The organism is Amycolatopsis solani, from assembly GCF_033441515.1.
GTDB classification, from domain to species: domain Bacteria; phylum Actinomycetota; class Actinomycetes; order Mycobacteriales; family Pseudonocardiaceae; genus Amycolatopsis; species Amycolatopsis solani.
The window spans coordinates 471,288-487,206 of record NZ_JAWQJT010000002.1 but is presented as its reverse complement, the minus strand read 5'-3'; the positions used below and the strand labels follow the sequence as shown (position 1 = coordinate 487,206).

At 73.1% G+C, this 15,919-nt stretch carries 19 protein-coding genes and 1 pseudogene; 13 read left to right on the top strand and 7 right to left on the bottom strand.

Going from position 1 to position 15,919, the window contains the following annotated elements; genetic code table 11:
* Positions 1–3: 3 nt before the first annotated feature.
* The 3 genes from SD460_RS22920 to SD460_RS22910 are packed head-to-tail and all read right to left on the bottom strand — an operon-like array spanning position 4 to position 3,062.
* The gene (locus tag SD460_RS22920) at positions 4–603 is read right to left on the bottom strand and encodes a TetR/AcrR family transcriptional regulator (RefSeq protein ID WP_290052019.1); all 600 of its coding nucleotides are present in this window, start codon (positions 601–603) and stop codon (positions 4–6) included.
* Positions 604–624: 21 nt separating this feature from the next.
* The gene (locus tag SD460_RS22915; RefSeq protein WP_290052017.1) at positions 625–1,626 is read right to left on the bottom strand and encodes a hypothetical protein; all 1,002 of its coding nucleotides are present in this window, start codon (positions 1,624–1,626) and stop codon (positions 625–627) included.
* Complete coding sequence (locus SD460_RS22910; protein WP_290052016.1) at positions 1,623–3,062, bottom strand: FAD-dependent oxidoreductase; 1,440 nt, start codon at positions 3,060–3,062, stop codon at positions 1,623–1,625. Before SD460_RS22910 ends, SD460_RS22915 begins: the two co-directional genes overlap by 4 nt.
* Before the next feature lie 145 nt (positions 3,063–3,207).
* On the opposite strand from SD460_RS22910, the gene SD460_RS22905 reads away from it, so the two are divergent.
* Genes SD460_RS22905 through SD460_RS22895 form a run of 3 tightly spaced genes read left to right on the top strand, consistent with a single transcriptional unit; the run spans position 3,208 to position 5,149 of the window.
* A complete protein-coding gene (locus tag SD460_RS22905) occupies positions 3,208–3,579 on the top strand; it encodes a GntR family transcriptional regulator (RefSeq protein ID WP_290052014.1) in 372 nt (123 codons plus the stop codon).
* Positions 3,576–4,457, top strand: coding sequence for an ATP-binding cassette domain-containing protein (locus SD460_RS22900; RefSeq protein ID WP_290052012.1), 882 nt, complete (start codon positions 3,576–3,578; stop codon positions 4,455–4,457). Before SD460_RS22905 ends, SD460_RS22900 begins: the two co-directional genes overlap by 4 nt.
* The gene (locus tag SD460_RS22895; RefSeq protein WP_290052011.1) at positions 4,454–5,149 is read left to right on the top strand and encodes a hypothetical protein; all 696 of its coding nucleotides are present in this window, start codon (positions 4,454–4,456) and stop codon (positions 5,147–5,149) included. Before SD460_RS22900 ends, SD460_RS22895 begins: the two co-directional genes overlap by 4 nt.
* On the opposite strand, the gene SD460_RS22890 is transcribed toward SD460_RS22895, so the two are convergent.
* Positions 5,150–5,818 (bottom strand): TetR/AcrR family transcriptional regulator, encoded by a 669-nt coding sequence (locus SD460_RS22890; RefSeq protein WP_290052010.1) that lies wholly within the window; start codon positions 5,816–5,818, stop codon positions 5,150–5,152.
* A 131-nt stretch (positions 5,819–5,949) separates the two neighbouring features.
* On the opposite strand from SD460_RS22890, the gene SD460_RS22885 reads away from it, so the two are divergent.
* The 3 genes from SD460_RS22885 to SD460_RS22875 all read left to right on the top strand — a co-directional run bounded on the left by SD460_RS22885 (position 5,950) and on the right by SD460_RS22875 (position 8,565).
* On the top strand, positions 5,950–6,858 hold the full coding sequence (locus SD460_RS22885; RefSeq protein WP_290052008.1) for an SDR family NAD(P)-dependent oxidoreductase: 909 nt from the start codon (positions 5,950–5,952) through the stop codon (positions 6,856–6,858).
* Between the two features lie 76 nt (positions 6,859–6,934).
* Positions 6,935–7,789 carry a helix-turn-helix domain-containing protein gene (locus SD460_RS22880; protein WP_290052007.1) on the top strand — a complete coding sequence of 285 codons (855 nt, stop codon included), beginning with the start codon at positions 6,935–6,937 and terminating at the stop codon, positions 7,787–7,789.
* Positions 7,786–8,565 (top strand): SDR family NAD(P)-dependent oxidoreductase, encoded by a 780-nt coding sequence (locus SD460_RS22875; RefSeq protein ID WP_290052006.1) that lies wholly within the window; start codon positions 7,786–7,788, stop codon positions 8,563–8,565. Before SD460_RS22880 ends, SD460_RS22875 begins: the two co-directional genes overlap by 4 nt.
* Here the strand turns inward: SD460_RS22875 and SD460_RS22870 are convergent.
* Complete coding sequence (locus SD460_RS22870) at positions 8,550–8,990, bottom strand: MarR family winged helix-turn-helix transcriptional regulator (protein ID WP_290052005.1); 441 nt, start codon at positions 8,988–8,990, stop codon at positions 8,550–8,552. The genes SD460_RS22875 and SD460_RS22870 overlap by 16 nt on opposite strands.
* 64 nt (positions 8,991–9,054) lie before the next feature.
* On the opposite strand from SD460_RS22870, the gene SD460_RS22865 reads away from it, so the two are divergent.
* The 3 genes and pseudogenes from SD460_RS22865 to SD460_RS47005 all read left to right on the top strand — a co-directional run bounded on the left by SD460_RS22865 (position 9,055) and on the right by SD460_RS47005 (position 10,111).
* The gene (locus SD460_RS22865; RefSeq protein WP_290052004.1) at positions 9,055–9,744 is read left to right on the top strand and encodes an SDR family NAD(P)-dependent oxidoreductase; all 690 of its coding nucleotides are present in this window, start codon (positions 9,055–9,057) and stop codon (positions 9,742–9,744) included.
* 6 nt (positions 9,745–9,750) lie between these two features.
* A pseudogene (locus SD460_RS47010) lies at positions 9,751–9,954 on the top strand (ketoreductase domain-containing protein); the annotation flags it as partial.
* 64 nt (positions 9,955–10,018) lie between these two features.
* Positions 10,019–10,111, top strand: a complete 93-nt coding sequence (locus SD460_RS47005) for an acyl carrier protein (protein ID WP_290052003.1) — start codon at positions 10,019–10,021, stop codon at positions 10,109–10,111.
* Here SD460_RS47005 and SD460_RS22855 read toward each other — a convergent pair.
* Positions 10,095–10,988 (bottom strand): SAM-dependent methyltransferase, encoded by an 894-nt coding sequence (locus SD460_RS22855; protein ID WP_290052001.1) that lies wholly within the window; start codon positions 10,986–10,988, stop codon positions 10,095–10,097. The two genes, SD460_RS47005 and SD460_RS22855, sit on opposite strands and share 17 nt — an antisense overlap.
* Before the next feature lie 50 nt (positions 10,989–11,038).
* Here SD460_RS22855 and SD460_RS22850 point away from each other — a divergent pair, with 50 nt between their 5' ends.
* Together SD460_RS22850 and SD460_RS22845 are read left to right on the top strand one after the other, a co-directional pair.
* Entirely contained in the window at positions 11,039–11,581 is a 543-nt protein-coding gene (locus SD460_RS22850; protein ID WP_290051999.1) for a TetR/AcrR family transcriptional regulator, read from the top strand.
* 7 nt (positions 11,582–11,588) lie between these two features.
* Positions 11,589–11,903, top strand: a complete 315-nt coding sequence (locus tag SD460_RS22845; RefSeq protein ID WP_290051998.1) for a hypothetical protein — start codon at positions 11,589–11,591, stop codon at positions 11,901–11,903.
* 9 nt (positions 11,904–11,912) lie between these two features.
* Here SD460_RS22845 and SD460_RS22840 read toward each other — a convergent pair whose 3' ends face one another.
* The gene (locus SD460_RS22840; protein ID WP_290051997.1) at positions 11,913–12,035 is read right to left on the bottom strand and encodes a hypothetical protein; all 123 of its coding nucleotides are present in this window, start codon (positions 12,033–12,035) and stop codon (positions 11,913–11,915) included.
* A 91-nt stretch (positions 12,036–12,126) separates the two neighbouring features.
* On the opposite strand from SD460_RS22840, the gene SD460_RS22835 reads away from it, so the two are divergent.
* Positions 12,127–14,970 (top strand): AfsR/SARP family transcriptional regulator, encoded by a 2,844-nt coding sequence (locus tag SD460_RS22835; protein ID WP_318306711.1) that lies wholly within the window; start codon positions 12,127–12,129, stop codon positions 14,968–14,970.
* Positions 14,954–15,913 carry a helix-turn-helix domain-containing protein gene (locus tag SD460_RS22830; protein ID WP_318306710.1) on the top strand — a complete coding sequence of 320 codons (960 nt, stop codon included), beginning with the start codon at positions 14,954–14,956 and terminating at the stop codon, positions 15,911–15,913. Before SD460_RS22835 ends, SD460_RS22830 begins: the two co-directional genes overlap by 17 nt.
* The last annotated feature ends 6 nt before the right edge of the window (positions 15,914–15,919 follow it).

Genomic DNA, 15,919 nt, shown 5'->3' with positions numbered 1-15,919 from the left:
CCGTCAGCCGCCGAGGGCCGGGCCGAGCCAGCGGCGGACCAGCGCCCTCAGCTCGTCGTCGCCGGGCGGCGGGGTCGTCGGGTGCTGCAGGAAGGACATGAAGAGCCGCATCAGGATCTCGGCGAGGCCGCGGAGGTCCTCCTCGGTCGTGACGCCCGCCGCCGCCCAGTCGACCGGGACGTTGCGGAGGATGCGCGTGCCGAAGGAGAACGCGAGCGGCGAGATGACCCCGTCGGTGAAGAAGTCGGCTTCGCCCGCCTGCAGGAGGAGGCCGAGGTGGGGCTCGCCGGGGACCGTGCGGACGGCCCACACCACCGATTCCACCGCGGCTTCGGTGGCGGTGGCGAACGAGGCCAGGTGGCGTTCCATCCGCCCGGCGAACTCCTCGACCCCGGCGAGCCCGACCGCGCGCAGGATGTCCTTGAGGCCCGGGAAGTAGCGGTAGACCGTCTGCCGGGTCACGCCGGCTTCGGCGGCGACGTCGGACAGGCTCGTCTTGGCCAGCCCCACGCGGTCGAGGCACGCCGTCGCCGCCTCGACGATGCGGCGGCGTGCCTCGTCCTCCGTGCCGGGCGGGTTGCCCCGCCATCCGTGGTGCCCCATGCCCGTCATCTTCCCCGACCGTCACACCGGGGCGGGCCGGCGGGCCCGGTGCAGCGCGGCCAGCACCAGGCCGGCCGCGACGAAGCACACGAGCGCATAGAGCCCGCTTTCGCTCGGGACGTCGTTCAGCGCGGACAGCCAGATGACCGCCAGGACCCCCAGGTAGGCGGCCGGGTAGATCCGGGCGAAGGCGGATACGTCCGAAGGTGACCGCTGGGTCGCGACGATCCAGCCGCCGGCCAGCCAGACCGCGGCCAGTTCGACGCCGAGGATCCAGGCCTGCGCGGTCGGATGCCCTTGGACCAGGCTCGCCGGAAGGCCCGCGACCACCATCGCGAGCGGCGTCAGGACGCCGGCGAGCAGGAACGCGGCACGGCCCTTCAGCCGTACGACCAGGTACGTCATCGCCGCCATCGAAACCGAAGCGAACAGCAGCATGCTCGTCATCGGCACGGTCGCCAGCGCGGGGCGGTTCACGATGGTGTTGCCGGGGTTCCACGCCCACCACTTCAGCGGCGGTCCGATCTGGTCGAAGACCTCGTAGAACACCTGGCACACGAAGGCGACGGCGATCGAACCGCGCAGCGCGCCGCGCCGGAAGATCCCGAGCGAGCGCACGACCTCGTACGCGAGCTGGCTGAACGCCGGGTAGAACGCCACGATGTAGAGCGGCAGCCGGTCCCCCATGAACTGCACGGTGAACCGGTTGTGGGCGAAGATGAAGCCGTACAGCTCGTCGAGGCCGAACCACTCCGGGAAGTACAGCGGCGGTTCGGTGACGAACAGGTAGACCAGGGAAGCGCACCACAGCGCCAGGTTGACCGGATCGCCCGCGCGGTACCGGCGGACGGCGTGCACCAGCGCGAAGACGGCTCCGCCGACGACGAGCGCTTCGAGCACCGGCAGCGTCCAGTTCGCCAGGTCCCCCGGGAAGCGGACCGACACCACCGGGGAGACGTCGTGGCAGTCGAAGCCGAGCCCGCGCGTGACGGCCTCGGCGTCCGGCCCGCACGCCGTGCTCACCGCGCGGCCGCGGGCGAGTAGTCGGTGGCGGGCGGCTCGGCGCGGGGATCGAACCCGAACGGCACCCGCTGCCGCCCGAGCGCCGCGCGGACGCGGTGACGCAGGAGTCCCGCGAGCACGCGGGGGTTGCGCAGCATGTCCCCCAGCGACTCGTCCATGTTGAAGACCTTGGCGAAGTGCTCGTCGACGACGTCGTCTTCGCGTGCGGCGCCGACGATCAGGCTGAACGCCGGCGCGGACACGGCCGCGAGGATCCGGCGTTTCCATTCGGGCGGTTTCTCGGTCCCCTCGCCGCATTCGTACCCCTGGTCGCGGGCCATCGCGAGGCGCCACGGCACCTGCAGCGCCTTCCGCTGCGCGGCGAGGAAGCGCTTCCCGAAGCCGTCGTCGAGGCGGCCGGCGCGGGACAGGTGTTCGCGCAGGAGCAGCGCCGAGCCCGCCGCGGAGCTGATGCCCTGTGCGTAGAAGGGGTTGAAGGCGCAGATGGAATCGCCGACGAACGCCAGGCGGCGCGGCGGCGTGCGCAGGCGGTCGTAGCGGCGCCACTTGTTGCCGGTCGAGCGGGTGAGGTGCACTTCGGACGTCGGCTCGCACCGGTCCATCGCGGCGGCGAACAACGGCGTCCGCACCCGGCGGGCCACCTCGGCGAACGCGTCGGTGGTGCGGGGCATGTCCAGGCCCCACGAACCCATGCAGGCGATGACCCTGTTGCCTTCGACGGGGAAGAAGTTGACCAGGAAGTCGTGCTCGGCGGGGTGCGCGCCCTTGTCCGGCGTCGGCATGATCACCAGGTGCCGCCACCACCAGGACGCCGGGCGTTCGGCGGGCAGGTCGTACCAGCGTGAGGTGTAGGTGACCTTGGCGTCGAGGGTCCGCGTTTCCGGCGCGGGCCACCCCGCGGCCGTCAGCCAGCCGGCGACCGGGGAGCCGCGCCCGGTCGCGTCGACGACGAAATCGGCGTCGAGGTGCTCACCCCCGGCGTCGACCCCGGTGACCGCGCCGCCGTCGAAGGTCAGTCCGCCGGCGGTGGTCCCTTCGCGGATGACGACGTTGGGCAGCTCCCGCACCTTGTCGCGCAGCACCCGCTCGATGAGGATCCGCGAGCCGTAGATCATGGTCATCGCACTGCGCTTGCGCGCCGACCAGCCCTCGCCGTCGAGGTAGGCCGCGTCCATGGACGGCATCAGGTGCAACCCGCCCGCCGCGATCAGGTCGTCTTCGAAGCCGGGGAACAGCGCGCCGATCGCCCGCCGCCCCGAGTTCAGCAGGAAGTGCGGGTGCTTGCTCTGCGGCACCCCACGCCGATGTTCGGCACCGGCCGGCAGCCGGTCGCGTTCGAGGACGAGCACCCGCTCGAAGAACGGGGCAAGAGCACCGGCGGTGCAGAGACCGGCGGCACTGCCCCCCAGGACGACGGCGGTCTGGCCGAGCCGCATGCGGATCAACTCCCGTCATTCATACAAAGTGACGACGAATGTATGAATGATGGGGCAGGCCTGTCAAGGTGGCGGCTTGACAGTGACCGGATCGAGCCTCCATGGTTAGTTACATGACCAACGAACCGACGAACCGCCGTGTGCGGTGGTCGGCGTGAAGGACGACGGGCGGCCGCTGTTCCTGCAGATCGCCGAGCAGATCGAGAGCTCGATCGTCGACGGGAGCCTGACCGCGGATACGCAGGTGCCGTCCACCAACGAGCTCGCGGCCTTCCACCGGATCAACCCGGCGACCGCGGCCAAGGGGATCAACCAGCTCGTCGCCGACGGGATCCTCTACAAGAGACGGGGCATCGGCATGTTCGTCGCCACGGATGCCCGCGCGCAGCTGCTCGAACGGCGGCGCCGGGACTTCACGCGGCAGTTCCTCGCCCCGCTGATGGCGGAGGCGGGCAAGCTCGGCATGGAAGCCGAGGAGATCAAGAAGCTGATCGACGTCTGGGAGCCGGAACGATGAACGTGGTGCGCACGACCGGGGTGACCAAGCGCTACGGCTCGCTCGCCGCGCTCGACGGGGTGAGCGTGACGCTCGCCGAGAACACGATCCACGGCTTGCTGGGCCGCAACGGTGCCGGCAAGACCACGCTGATGCGGATCCTCACCGGGCAGAGCCGCGAAACCGGCGGCACGGTGGAGGTTTTCGGGCAGCACCCGTACGAGAACGCCGGCGTGCTCGCGCGGACCTGCTTCATCAAGGAAAGCCAGCACTACCCGGAGAAGTTCCGGGTGAAGCACGCGCTGCGCGCGGCCGAACTGCTCTACCCGGACTGGGACGGCTCGTTCGCCGCGGCACTGCTGGCGGACTTCGCCGTCCCAAGTGGACAGTTGCTCGGCAAGCTCTCGCGGGGGCAACTCTCGGCGGTCGGCGTGGTCATCGGGCTGGCTTCGCGGGCGCCGCTGACACTGTTCGACGAGCCCTACCTCGGCCTCGACGCCGTCGCGCGCCAGCTGTTCTACGACCGGCTGCTCGCCGACTACGCCGAGCATCCGCGCACGATCGTGCTGTCCACGCACCTGATCGACGAGGTCAGCGACCTGATCGAGCACGTCGTGCTGCTCGACCACGGCCGGGTGCTGATCGACGCCGACGCGGAGTCACTGCGCGGCGAGGCGGTAGCGGTGACCGGGCCCGCCGACGCCGTCGAGCGCTTCGCCGCCGGCTACGAAGAACTGCACCGCGAACGGATCGGCGGCGCGCTGCGCGTCACCCTCGCCGGGGCGCCCGACCGAGTCCACCCCGGACTCGACTTCGAGCCGGTTTCGCTGCAGCAGCTGGTCGTCCGCACCACCCAGCACCACGGCGCGCCGGTCGCCGCCGGGAAGGAAGCCCGATGACCCGCGTGCTCGACGTCGCCCGGATCCAGCTGGTCAACTGGCCGGCCCTGCTCGCCTACCCGCTGGCCGCGGTGGTCGCACTCCCCCTGCTGGGCTGGGGCATCGACGTCTCGAACGGCCAGACGGCGGTGGGCGACCACGAGGTCTACCTGCTCCCGATGCTGCTGGGCGTGGCCGCGACGGCGCACCTGCAGACGATGACCCAGGTCTTCCCGTTCGCACTGGGCCTCGGGGTGACCCGCCGCCGCTTCTTCGCGGCGACGGCGCTGGTCGTGACGGCGCAGGCACTGTTCTTCGGCCTGCTGCTGGTGGCGTTCGCGACGGTCGAGCGCCGGACCGGCGGCTGGGGCCGGGAAGCCCGGATCTACGGTCTCGGCGTCCTCCGCCAGGACGGCCCGCTGACGCAATGGCTGGCGTTCTCGGGCCCGATCGTGGCGACGTCGGCGATCTGCGTCCTGGCGGGCGTGGTGTTCCAGCGCTGGCGGCAGACGGGGATCTACCTGGCGGTCTTCGGCAGCGTCGCCATCCTCGCGGCGGCCGGTGCGCTGGCGACGACGCAGCGGTGGTGGCGGCCGATCGGGAGCTTCCTGGGTGACCAGCCTTCGCTGACGCTGTTCACGGCTTACCCGCTGGCCTTCGCCCTGGCCGTGGGCGGCGCGGCGTGGCTGGTGCTGCGGCGCTCGACGACCTGATCAGCTGCTGCGGGCCACCGCCCCCGCGATCAGCATCGCCAGCCCGTGCTGTAGCGCCGGCGCCAAATCCAGGTGCAGCGCCCGCAACGCCGGGTCGGCCTCGTACGCCGCCAGTGCGCTCGGGGCCGGGCGGCAGTGCGTCCACAGGCCGCCCGTCAGGATCATCGCCATCAGGCACACCGACGGCGCCTCCTCGCCGACCTCGGGGACGTAGCCCCGGAGCAGGTCGGCCATCGTCTCCAGGCCCGCCAGCGCCGACTGCTTGAAGCGCACCACCACGTCCACCGACACGTTGTGCTCCAGCACGCCCGCCTGCGCGCCGATCAGGTCGCACAGCACCGTGCGGCGGGCCAGGGACTGCGCGACCACCGTCGCGAACGCGTCGCCGCGCTCCCGTGCCGGGAGGTCACGGTCCACGCCCACTGTCAGCTCGGCCGACACCTCGACCAGCCAGTCGCGCAGGGCGCCGTCCAGGAGTTCGAGCAGGACCGCTTCGCGGGATTCGAAGTAGCGCAGCACGTTCGACTTGGCCAGGCCGACCCGGCGGCTGAGCTCGTTGAGGCTCACGTCGGCCACCGGCATCTCGTCGAGCATGGCCAGCGCCGTGTCGAGGATCGTGCGCCGCCGCTCCTCCCGCTGCTCCGCGCTGCGCGCCCGTTGGAACGTCATGAGATCAGCCTAACGCCCTTCGCCCAAACTTAAAGACCGACAGTCTCTTGACAATAGACCGACGGTTCCTTAGCGTCGGAGTCATAACAGACCGCCGGTCCGCAAGGGCCGCCACCGGAGGGACCACCGCCATGAGCAAGAACTGGACCGACCGCGACGTGCCGAGCCAGCAGGGCCGCGTCGCCGTCATCACCGGCGCCAACACCGGGCTCGGCTTCGACACCGCCAAGGTGCTGGCCGAGCGCGGCGCGACGCTGGTGCTCGCCGTGCGCGACGTCGAGAAGGGCAAGCAGGCGGCCGCCAAGCTCGGGGCGAACGCCGACGTCACCGTGCAGGAGCTGGACCTCGCCTCGCTCGATTCCGTCCGGGCCGCCGCGGCCGAGCTGCGCGGCACGCTGCCGAAGATCGACCTGCTGATCAACAACGCCGGCGTCATGTACCCGCCGCGGCAGACCACCCGCGACGGCTTCGAGCTGCAGTTCGGCACCAACCACCTCGGCCACTTCGCGTTCACCGGCCTGCTGCTGGACCTCCTGCTGCCGGTCGAGGGCTCCCGCGTGGTGACCGTCGCCAGCATCGCCCACCGCATCCGCGCCGCGATCCACTTCGACGACCTGCAGTGGGAGAACTCCTACGACCGCGTCGCCGCCTACGGCCAGGCCAAGCTCGCCAACCTGATGTTCAGCTACGAACTGCAGCGCCGGCTCGCGTCGCGGGGCACCACCGCCGCCGTCGCCGCGCACCCCGGGGTGGCGCGCACCGAGCTGATGCGCAACTCCCCCGCGATCGCCCGCGCGCTCTTCCCGGCCGTCGCGCCGCTGTTCACCCAGAGCTCGGAGCGGGGCGCGCTGCCGATCCTGCGCGCCGCGACCGACCCCGCCGCCCTCGGCGGCCAGTACTACGGCCCCGACGGCCTCGGCGGGTACCGCGGCCGCCCGCAGGTGGTCGCCTCGAGCCCGCAGTCCTACGACGTCGCCGTGCAGCGTCGGCTGTGGACGGTGTCGGAGGAGCTCACCGGCGTCAAGTTCCCGGTCGGCTGATCCGTCCACAACGGACTGCCGTCCCTGGGGGTGACAGGACCAGGCACGGACACCGCGCGCGGCCTACCGTGAAGTGGTGACCGACGAACCGAACCTCCTGGGCGATCACCTCCGCGCCCGCCGGGAGCTGCTCTCGCCCGAGCGGGCGGGCATCCCGGCCGTCGGCGTGCGGCGGGTGCCGGGGCTGCGCCGGGAAGAGGTCGCGATGCTGGCCGGCATCAGCGCCGACTACTACCTGCGCCTGGAGCAGGGCCGCGACCGCAACCCCTCGAGGCAGGTCCTCGAAGCGATCGCCCGCGTGCTGCAGCTCGACGACGACACCGCGGCGTACCTGATCGGCCTCACCGAGCAGCGGCCCGCGAAACGACGGCGACGGCGCCGCAAGGAGACGGTCCCGCCGGGGATGGTCAAGTTCCTCGCGGCGGTCGGGCTGCCCGCCTTCGTCGAGGGCCGCTACCTCGACGTGCTGGCGGCCAACCCGCTCGCCGAAGCGATTTCGCCGCGGCTCGTGGCCGGGGCCAACCGGCTGCGGGACGTCTTCCTCGATCCGGCCGAACGAGCGCTCTTCCCCGACTGGGACCTCGCCACCCAGGGGCTGGTGGCGGGGTTCCGCCAGTCGGTCGGGACCGAGACCGGCGACCCGCGGTTCATCGAGCTCGTCGGGGAGCTTTCCCTGGCCAGTCCCCGGTTCCGCGAACTGTGGGCCCGCCACGACGTCGCGAACCGGCGGGGCGCGACCGTGCGCTTCGCCCACCCGCAGGTCGGCGAACTGGTGCTGAACCGGGAAAAGCTCGAACTCAGCGACGCGCCGGGGCTCGTGCTCGCGGTCTACCACCCCGATCCCGGCACCGACGCCGCGGACAAGCTCGCCCTCCTCGCCTCCGCGGCGCTCGCGCCGGCCTCACCCCTCCGGAAGGACGTCCGATCATGAGCAAGCTCGCCCTCGTCACCGGCGCCACGTCGGGCATCGGCCGGGCGTTCGCCGAGCGCCTGGCCGCCGACGGCCACGACCTGGTGCTCGTCGGACGGCGCCAGGACCGGCTGGACGAGTTCGCCGCCGCCCACACCGGCGTCAAGGTGCGCACGGTGGCGGCCGACCTGGCCACCGACGACGGCATCGACGCGGTCGCCGACATCGCCGGCACCGAACCGCTCGACCTGCTGGTGAACAACGCGGGCGTCGCGCACTACATGCCACTGGCCGACCTGCCCGCCGCGCAGGCGCGCGAACTGGTCAAGGTCAAGGTCCTCGCGCCGACCCTGCTCGCCCGCGCGGCGGTGGCCGGCATGGTCGAACGCGGCCACGGCGCGATCGTGAACGTCGCGGGCATGATCGCCTTCAGCGGCCCCGCCCCGCAGGCGCAGCTGCCGCGGCGGACGGTCTACGCCGGCACGCTCGCCCACCTGGTCACGATGTCGCAGACGCTCGGCGCCGAACTCGACGGCACCGGCGTCCGCGTGCAGGTCGTGTGCCCCGGTGTGGTCGCGACCGAGTTCCACTCGCGCCAGGGACTGGACCTGAGCGCGGTCCCGCGGATGAGCGCGGCCGACGTCGTATCGGCTTCGCTGCGCGGGTTGGAGCTCGGCGAGGTCGTCTGCGCGCCGGGCGTGGCGGACGCCGGCTTGCTGGAGTCGGTGTTCGAGGCGGAACTGGCGGCGTTCGGCGGGCAGAGCCCCGAACTCGCCACCCGCTACCGGTCCGCCTGATCCCCGGACGCCTTCAGCAGCAACCGGTGCAGGGTGTCCTGCTCGCGCGGGGTCAGCCGCGCGAGCAGCTCGCCGGTCACCGCCGCCGAGATCTCCTCGGTCTGCGTCACCACCGCCCGCCCGTCTTCGGTCAACGTCAGCACGTGCCGGCGGCGGTCCTCCGTGTCGCGTTCGCGCACCACCCAGCCCGCGGCTTCCAGGCGGTCGAGCACCTTCACCAGGTCGCTGCGGTCGAGGCCGAGGCGGTCGGCGACGGACTGCTGGGACAGCGGGCCGTACTCGCCGACGCAGACCAGGACGTAGAAGTCGCGCAACGACGTGCCGATCGCCGCCAGCTCCTCGTCGATCCGGGCGACGCCGCCGCGGTGGAGGCGGCCCATCAGGTAGGTGGGCCAGCGCAGCAGGGCACGGGGGCGATCGGGCATGCCGGTGATCCTAGGCCAAGAAAGCGGGTTGGCACAATTGTAGGAGATCCCTACAGTAGGTGGCATGAACGAAACCAAAGTCGCCCTGGTCACCGGGGCCAGCCGGCCGCAGGGCCTCGGCTTCGCCGTCGCCCGCGAGCTCGCCACCCGCGGCCACCACGTCGTCCTCGCCGGGCGGAACCTCGAGCAGACCCGCGAACGGGCCGCGCAGCTCGTCGCCGAAGGGCTCTCCGCCGACGCCGTCCGCCTCGACATCACCGACCCGGCGGACGTCGCGGCCTGCGCCGAGCACCTCCGCGCCACGGCAGGCCGCCTCGACGTGCTGGTCAACAACGCCGCGAACATGCCCGACTTCACCGTGACATCCCTTCTGGACACCGACATCGCCGCGGCCCGCGGCTCCTACGACGTCGTCGTCCTGGGACCCCTGGCGCTCGTCCAGGCCTGCCTGCCGCTGCTGCGGGCCGCCCCCGCCGCCCGGATCGTCAACGTCTCCAGCGGTGCCGCCGCGCAGATCGGCGCCGGCGTCGAAGCCGTCCGGGCCCCCGGGTACACGCTGGCCAAGTACGCCCTCGAAGGCCTGACCGCGGCCCTCGCCGCCGAGCTGCGCGCCACCGGCATCCACGTCGAAGCCGTCGATCCCGGCTCGGTGGCCACCCACCCCGAACGCGGCGACGACGCCGACGACCGCTCCCCCGCCGAAGCCGCGCTCGACATCGCCGCGGCGGCGACCGGCGAGTCCACAAAGGACTGACGCCCCCCGAAGGCGGACGCGGCGCTGGTCCTCGACGAGGCGACGCGCGAGCTGCCGCTGACGGCGTTCGTGCTGTTCTCCTCGATCGCGGGGACGTTCGGCAAGGCGGGCCAAGCCAACTACGCGGCCGCGAACCGCATCCTGGACGCCCTCGCCGCCCGCCGGCACGCGGCAGGCCTTCCGGCGGTGTCACTGGCTTGGGGCCTGTGGGAGGTCTGGCTTCGATTCGCTGACCACGCTGGAGATCCGCACCCGCGTCACGGCCCGCGCGGGAGTGGACCTGCCGGCGGCGGCGCTGTTCGACCACCCGACGGTGGCCGCCCTCGCCGCGTACCTGGCGGAGCGGCTCGCTACCGGAGTCCGCTGATGTAGCGCACGCCGCCCATCCGCAGTTCGTCGTCGCCGATCGGGAACCCGTAGGCGGTGAACAGGTCCCGGACGCTGCGGCCGGTCACCGTCCACCCGAGGCCGGTCAGGTAAGGGGCGGCTTCGGTGCGCGCGCCGAAGTACCGCAGTGCCGCGTGGTCGAGGTCGAAGCCGTGCGCCCGCCACCGTGCGGAGAGGCGATCGAGGCCGGTCTTGGTTTTCTCGTCGTCTCCCGGCGCCGGGTTGGGCCTGCTCTCGGTGGCGACCCGGCTGCCCGGCGCGCTGAGTGCGGTGACGGTGTCCAGCAGCCGGTCCTGCGCCTCCGGCGGCAGGTAGCCCAGCAGGCCTTCAGCGCTCCACGCCGTCGGCAGGTCCGGGTCGAACCCTGCGGCGCTTACGGCGGTGGTCCAGTCGTCCCGCAGGTCGGCGGCGGCCACCCGGCGATCGGCCGTGGGTACCGCGCCCAGCTCGGCCAAGGCGTGCGTCTTGAACCCGGCGACCCGCGGCTGGTCGACTTCGAACACGACGGTCCCGGGCGGCCAGGGCAGCCGGTAGGCGCGGGAATCCAGCCCCGAGGCGAGGATCACGGCCTGCGTGATGCCCGCGCTGGTCGCGTCGAGGAAGAAGTCGTCGTAGAACTTGGTACGCACCTTCGCCCCGTCGATGGCACCCCGGCCGACCAGGTCGCCGGGAGCCGTTTCGCCGGTCGCGAGCCGGGTGAGGAGGTCGACCCCGACGGCGCGGACGAGCGGCGCGGCGAACGGCTCGTCGACGGGCCCCTCGCGGCTCGCCACCGCCCGCGCGACGGCGGCCAGGGTGGCGGTCGCGCCGACGCCGGAGGTCGCGTCCCAGCTGTCGCCGTCGTGCCTGGGTGTCATGCCGGTGGACGATAATGGAGGTCCGGGCGAGCTCACCTAAAGTGAGAGCGATGACCGCCCGCTTGCCTCGCAGCGACACCCGGGACAACCGCGCGCGCATCCTCACCGCGGCCCGCACGGCGTTCGGCACGGACGGCCTGGACGTCCCGATCCGCGAGATCGCCCGCCGCGCCGAGGTCGGCCCCGCGACGGTGTACCGCCACTTCCCGACCAAGCAGACGCTGGTCACGGAGGCGTTCACGGACCAGGCTCTCGCCTGGCAGGCCGTGCTGACCGAGGGTCTCGCCGACCCCGATCCCTGGCGGGGTTTCCGCTTCGCGGTGGAGGAGTTGTGCGCGCTGCAGGTGCGCGACCACGCTTTCGTCACGGCGGTCAAGTCCGCGTACCCGCACGCGCTGGACTTCGCGTCGATGCGGGCTTCCTCGCTCGCCGCCGCGGCGGAACTGATGCGCCGGGCCGCGGACCACTTGCGCCCGGGCGTCACCGTGAGCGACCTGACCCTGATGATCACCGCGGGCGCCGGTCTCCACGGCACAACCCCGGCGGTGGCCCGCCGGTTCGCGGCGCACGTGATCCACGCGTTCCGGGCATAGTGCCGGCATGGACTACGACCACATCCGCGCGCGCCTCCGGCTCCTGACCACGGAGCAAGGCGGCCGCCGGACCCCGATCACCTCCGGGTACCGGTCGCACTGGGCTTTCCCGCCCGACCACCACCCGGACCGCCACGACGGCCCGGTGACCCTCGATGCGGTGCGAACACTCGCTCCGGGCGAGGAGGCGATGGTGCGCCTCCACCCCCTGGTACCCGATCTCTGGCCGCCTCTCATCCCGGGGTTGCGGCTGACGATGTACGAGGGAGCCCGGGTGGTCGGCTTCGCCGAGGTGGTCGAGGTGGTCCCCGCAACCCGATGACCGGCCGGGTCACGCCCGGGTTCGACCGCGCCGCGCCAGCACGCCGGCGATGCGGCGGCGCCAGCGGCGGGCGACGGCGAACTCGTGCTGGACGTCGGCGATCCGCGCCGTCACGTACTCGAAGGAAATCATCGCGCCTCCCGGTGCTGCCGGTGTCACCGTCGCCGGAAGACCTTGTGCGGACCTTGTGGATCCGCTACGCCTGAGGGCTGGGAGGGGCGTCGTGGTGGAACTTCGTGTGCTGGGTGCCGTCGAGGTCGTGGCCGGTGGGCGGCGGCTCGATGTCGGGCACGCCCGGCAGCGGGACGTGCTGGCCGTGCTGCTGCTGGACGCCGGCCGGGCCGTTCCGGTCGATCGGCTGATCGACCGCGTCTGGGGTGAACGGGCGCCGCGGCAGCCGAGGAACGCCCTCTACGCCTACGTCTCGCGGCTGCGCGGGCTGCTGGCCCCCCTCGACGGTGTCGCGATCGAACGCGACCGCGGCGGCTACGTCCTCGTCGCCGACCCGCTGACGGTCGACGTGCACCGCTTCGAGGACCTCCTGCGGCGGGCGCGGGCCACCACGGACGACCAGGCGGCCCTCGCGCTGTACGACGAGGCGCTCGCCCTGTGGCGGGGCGAACCGTTCAGCGAGCTGGACGCCCCGTGGGTCGACGCCGTCCGCGGCGAACTGGAGCGCAAGCGCGAAGCCGCGGAGCTGGACCGTGACGACCTCCGGCTGCGCACCGGCGCCCACGCCGAGGTGCTCGCCCGGCCCGAGCGCGGCGGCACAGCCGCGGAACGGGCCGCCGCGCAGCGGATCGAGGCGCTCTACCTCGACGGGCACCCGGCCGACGCGCTGCGGGAGTACGAGCGGGTCCGGGCCCGGCTGGCCGACGAGCTCGGTGCCGACCCGGGACCGCACCTGCGCGGGGTGCACGAACGGATCCTGCGCGGCGGGCAGGCGGCCGGGCTGCTCCCCCGGCAGCTGCCGACCGCGCCGCCGTCCTTCACCGGACGCGCCGGCGAACTCGCGGCGCTCGACCGGCTGCTCGCCGCGCCGGGTGCGGTGGCGGTCGTCTCCGGCGCCGGTGGTCTCGGGAAGACCTGGCTCGCCCTGCGGTGGGCGGCCGGCCACGCGAGCCGGTTCCCCGACGGGCAGCTCTACGCCGACCTGCGCGGCTTCGACCCGGCACACGAACCGGTGCCCGCCGAACGCGCGCTCCGCGGCCTCCTCGGCGCGCTGGGCGTGGCGCCGGAGTCGATCCCGCCGGAGCCGGACGCGCAAGCGGCGCTGTACCGGAGTCTCACCGCCCAGCGCCGGCTGCTCGTGCTGCTGGACAACGCCCGCGACACCGCGCACGTCGCCCCGCTGCTCCCCGGCGGGTCGTCGTGCTCGGTCCTGATCACCAGCCGGCACGAGCTGGGCGGGCTGCTCGCCACCCGGGGCGCGGGCGCACTCCCGCTGCGCACCCTGGCCGAACCCGAGGCGCGGGACCTGCTCGCGCACAAGCTCGGCGCCGCCCGGCTGGCCGCCGAACCCGAGGCCACGCGGGAAATCCTGCGCCGGTGCGGTGGCCTGTCGCTGGCACTCGCGATCGTCGCCGCCCGCGTCACGGCCCAGCCGGACCGCCCGCTGGCCGCGCTCGCCGCCGAACTGCGGGAAAGCCGCCTGGACGCGCTGGACACCGGTGAGCTGTCCGCGAGCCTGCGCGTGGTGTTCGAAGCGTCCTACCGCTCTCTCGACGCCAGTGCCGCGACCGCGTTCCGCCTGCTCGGGCTGATGCCCGGCGGCGACACCGGGCGCGCGGCCGCGACCGCGCTGCTCGGGGACGCGCGGCCGCTGCGAGCGCTGTGCGCCGCGAACCTGCTGTCGGAGGAGCCGCCGGGCCGGTTCCGGATGCACGACCTCGTCAAGCTCTACGCCGGCGAGCTCGCCGCCGCGACCGACGATCCGGACGCCCGGCTCGCCGCCGCGACCCGGCTGTTCGACCACTACCTGGGCTGGGCCGCGGCAGCGATGGACCGGTTCTCGCCCCACGAGCCCTACCTCCGCGCGCCCGCCGCGTGCCCGGCCGGGCCGCGCCCGGACTTCGCCGACGTCGGCGCCGCGCGGGCGTGGCTGGACGCCGAGCGGGCGACGATGCTGACGACGGCCGCCCACGCTCCCGCCGGACTGGGCGGCCACGTCGTCCGCCTGTCGGCGACGCTCTGGCGGTACCTGGACGTCGCGGCGCTCTACCACGACGCGCTCGTCCTGCACTCGGCCGCGCTCGCGTCGACCGCCGACGGCACCCGGGAGCGGGGCTTCGCGGCCATGGCCGCCGGCTCCGCGCTCACCCGGCTCGGCCGCTACGACGAAGCCGCGGGCCACCTCCGGCAGGCGCTGTCCGTGGCCCTGGACCGGGGTGACGACCTCCTCGAAAGCATGGTGCGCAACAACTTCGCGACGATCGACGACATGCGCGGCCGTCGCCCGGAGGCGCGGGAGCAGCTCGGACTCGCGCTCGCCGCCGCGCGGCGCACCGGCCACGTCCTGCTGGAGGGCATCGCCCTGTGCAACATCGGCGAGCACCACCGCTGGTGCGGCGACCACGAAACGGCGCTCGGCTACCTGCACCGGAGCGGCCGCATCGCGCTGGACCTCGGCTCGGCCGGCCTCGGCGGACCGGTGCTCGCCGCGCTGGGCGGCGCGTACGCCGGCCTGGGCCGGCCGGCGGAGGCCGACGACCACTTCCGCCGCGCCCTGGACTTCGCGAAGACCGGCGGCGACACGAACCTCGAAATCTCGGCCCTCAACGAATTCGCGGCCACGAAGACCGGCGCGGAGGCGATCGCGTTGTACGAGCAGGCGCTGGACCTCGCCGAGCGATCCGGCCACCTCCTCGAACGGGCCGTCGCCCAGCACGGCCTGGGCGCGGCGCACCGCGCGGCCGGCAGCCACGCCGACGCGAAGGCCCACCTCGAAGCGGCCTTGGCGACGTACACGGAACTCGGCATCCCGGCGGCCGGCGAGGTGCGCGCCCTGCTCGGCGAGCCGGTGCCGGGCGGGTCGCCGGTATCGTTGACCGGTGATCGGCAATCTTGAGACGTTCCAGCACGAGTTGGCCGCCAGCGGGTTCCCGCCGCTGGTCAACAAGCTGGCCGGGGCCGGCTTCCGGGGCCGGATCGCCACCCGCACCCTCGGGCCGCTGCGGCTGGTCTCCCTCGACACGCCGGCGAGCGCCTGCACCGGGCGGGCGCGCGACGCCACCGGCGGCGAGAACCTGGCGATCAAGGTGATGACCCGGGGCCGGACGCGGATCGAGCAAGGGCGTGGCGAGGCCGAACTCGGGCCGGCCGACCTGGTGCTGCTCGATCCCACGCGGACGTTCCGGTTCGAGAGCACCGCCGCCGCGCACGTCACCATCCTGGTTCCGCGCCGGGAGCTGCGGATCCGGCCGGCGCAGATCGACCGGCTCGCCGGGGTACGCATCGACGGCAGCCACGGCCCGGGCGCGCTCGTCTCCGTGCTGGCCCGGGAATCGGCGCGGTCGGCGACCGAGTTCCGCGAGACGGAAGCGCTGCGGTCGGCGGCGGCCGTCGTCGAGCTGATCTCGGTAGCGCTGGAGGCCCGGCTCGGCGACGACCGACCGGCCCCGGACGAGGGGCTGCGGGACCGGATCACCGGCTACATCGAGGCCCGGCTGGCCGATCCCGAGCTGTCCCCGCCCGGCATCGCCGCCGCCCACCACATCTCGGTGCGCCGGCTGCACAAGCTGTTCGAGGACCAGCCGCTCACCGTCGCGGCCCTGATCCGCCGTCGCCGCTTGGAGCGCTGCCGAGCCGAGCTGGCCGGCAGCGGACGTACGGTCACCGCCGTGGCCGCCCGGTGGGGATTCTCCGATCCCACCCATTTCAGCAAGCTCTTCAAAGCGACGTACGGCTACACCGCCCGCGCACTGGTGACCAGCAACCGTGCACGGACGACCAGGACGCGCACGGCCGGCCCGGGAAAGGATGGTGGTGTTCAAGGCAGACAACAGAACTAGGAGAAG

Bases quoted from the DNA above. Each gene is read 5' to 3' on its own strand.
- SD460_RS22920 (WP_290052019.1), bottom strand. From the start codon at position 603: ATGGGGCACCACGGATGGCGGGGCAACCCGCCCGGCACGGAGGACGAG.
- SD460_RS22910 (WP_290052016.1), bottom strand. From the start codon at position 3,062: ATGCGGCTCGGCCAGACCGCCGTCGTCCTGGGGGGCAGTGCCGCCGGT.
- SD460_RS22900 (WP_290052012.1), top strand. From the start codon at position 3,576: ATGAACGTGGTGCGCACGACCGGGGTGACCAAGCGCTACGGCTCGCTC.
- SD460_RS22895 (WP_290052011.1), top strand. From the start codon at position 4,454: ATGACCCGCGTGCTCGACGTCGCCCGGATCCAGCTGGTCAACTGGCCG.
- SD460_RS22890 (WP_290052010.1), bottom strand. From the start codon at position 5,818: ATGACGTTCCAACGGGCGCGCAGCGCGGAGCAGCGGGAGGAGCGGCGG.
- SD460_RS22885 (WP_290052008.1), top strand. From the start codon at position 5,950: ATGAGCAAGAACTGGACCGACCGCGACGTGCCGAGCCAGCAGGGCCGC.
- SD460_RS22875 (WP_290052006.1), top strand. From the start codon at position 7,786: ATGAGCAAGCTCGCCCTCGTCACCGGCGCCACGTCGGGCATCGGCCGG.
- SD460_RS22870 (WP_290052005.1), bottom strand. From the start codon at position 8,990: ATGCCCGATCGCCCCCGTGCCCTGCTGCGCTGGCCCACCTACCTGATG.
- SD460_RS22865 (WP_290052004.1), top strand. From the start codon at position 9,055: ATGAACGAAACCAAAGTCGCCCTGGTCACCGGGGCCAGCCGGCCGCAG.
- SD460_RS22855 (WP_290052001.1), bottom strand. From the start codon at position 10,988: ATGACACCCAGGCACGACGGCGACAGCTGGGACGCGACCTCCGGCGTC.
- SD460_RS22850 (WP_290051999.1), top strand. From the start codon at position 11,039: ATGACCGCCCGCTTGCCTCGCAGCGACACCCGGGACAACCGCGCGCGC.
- SD460_RS22845 (WP_290051998.1), top strand. From the start codon at position 11,589: ATGGACTACGACCACATCCGCGCGCGCCTCCGGCTCCTGACCACGGAG.
- SD460_RS22840 (WP_290051997.1), bottom strand. From the start codon at position 12,035: ATGATTTCCTTCGAGTACGTGACGGCGCGGATCGCCGACGTCCAGCAC.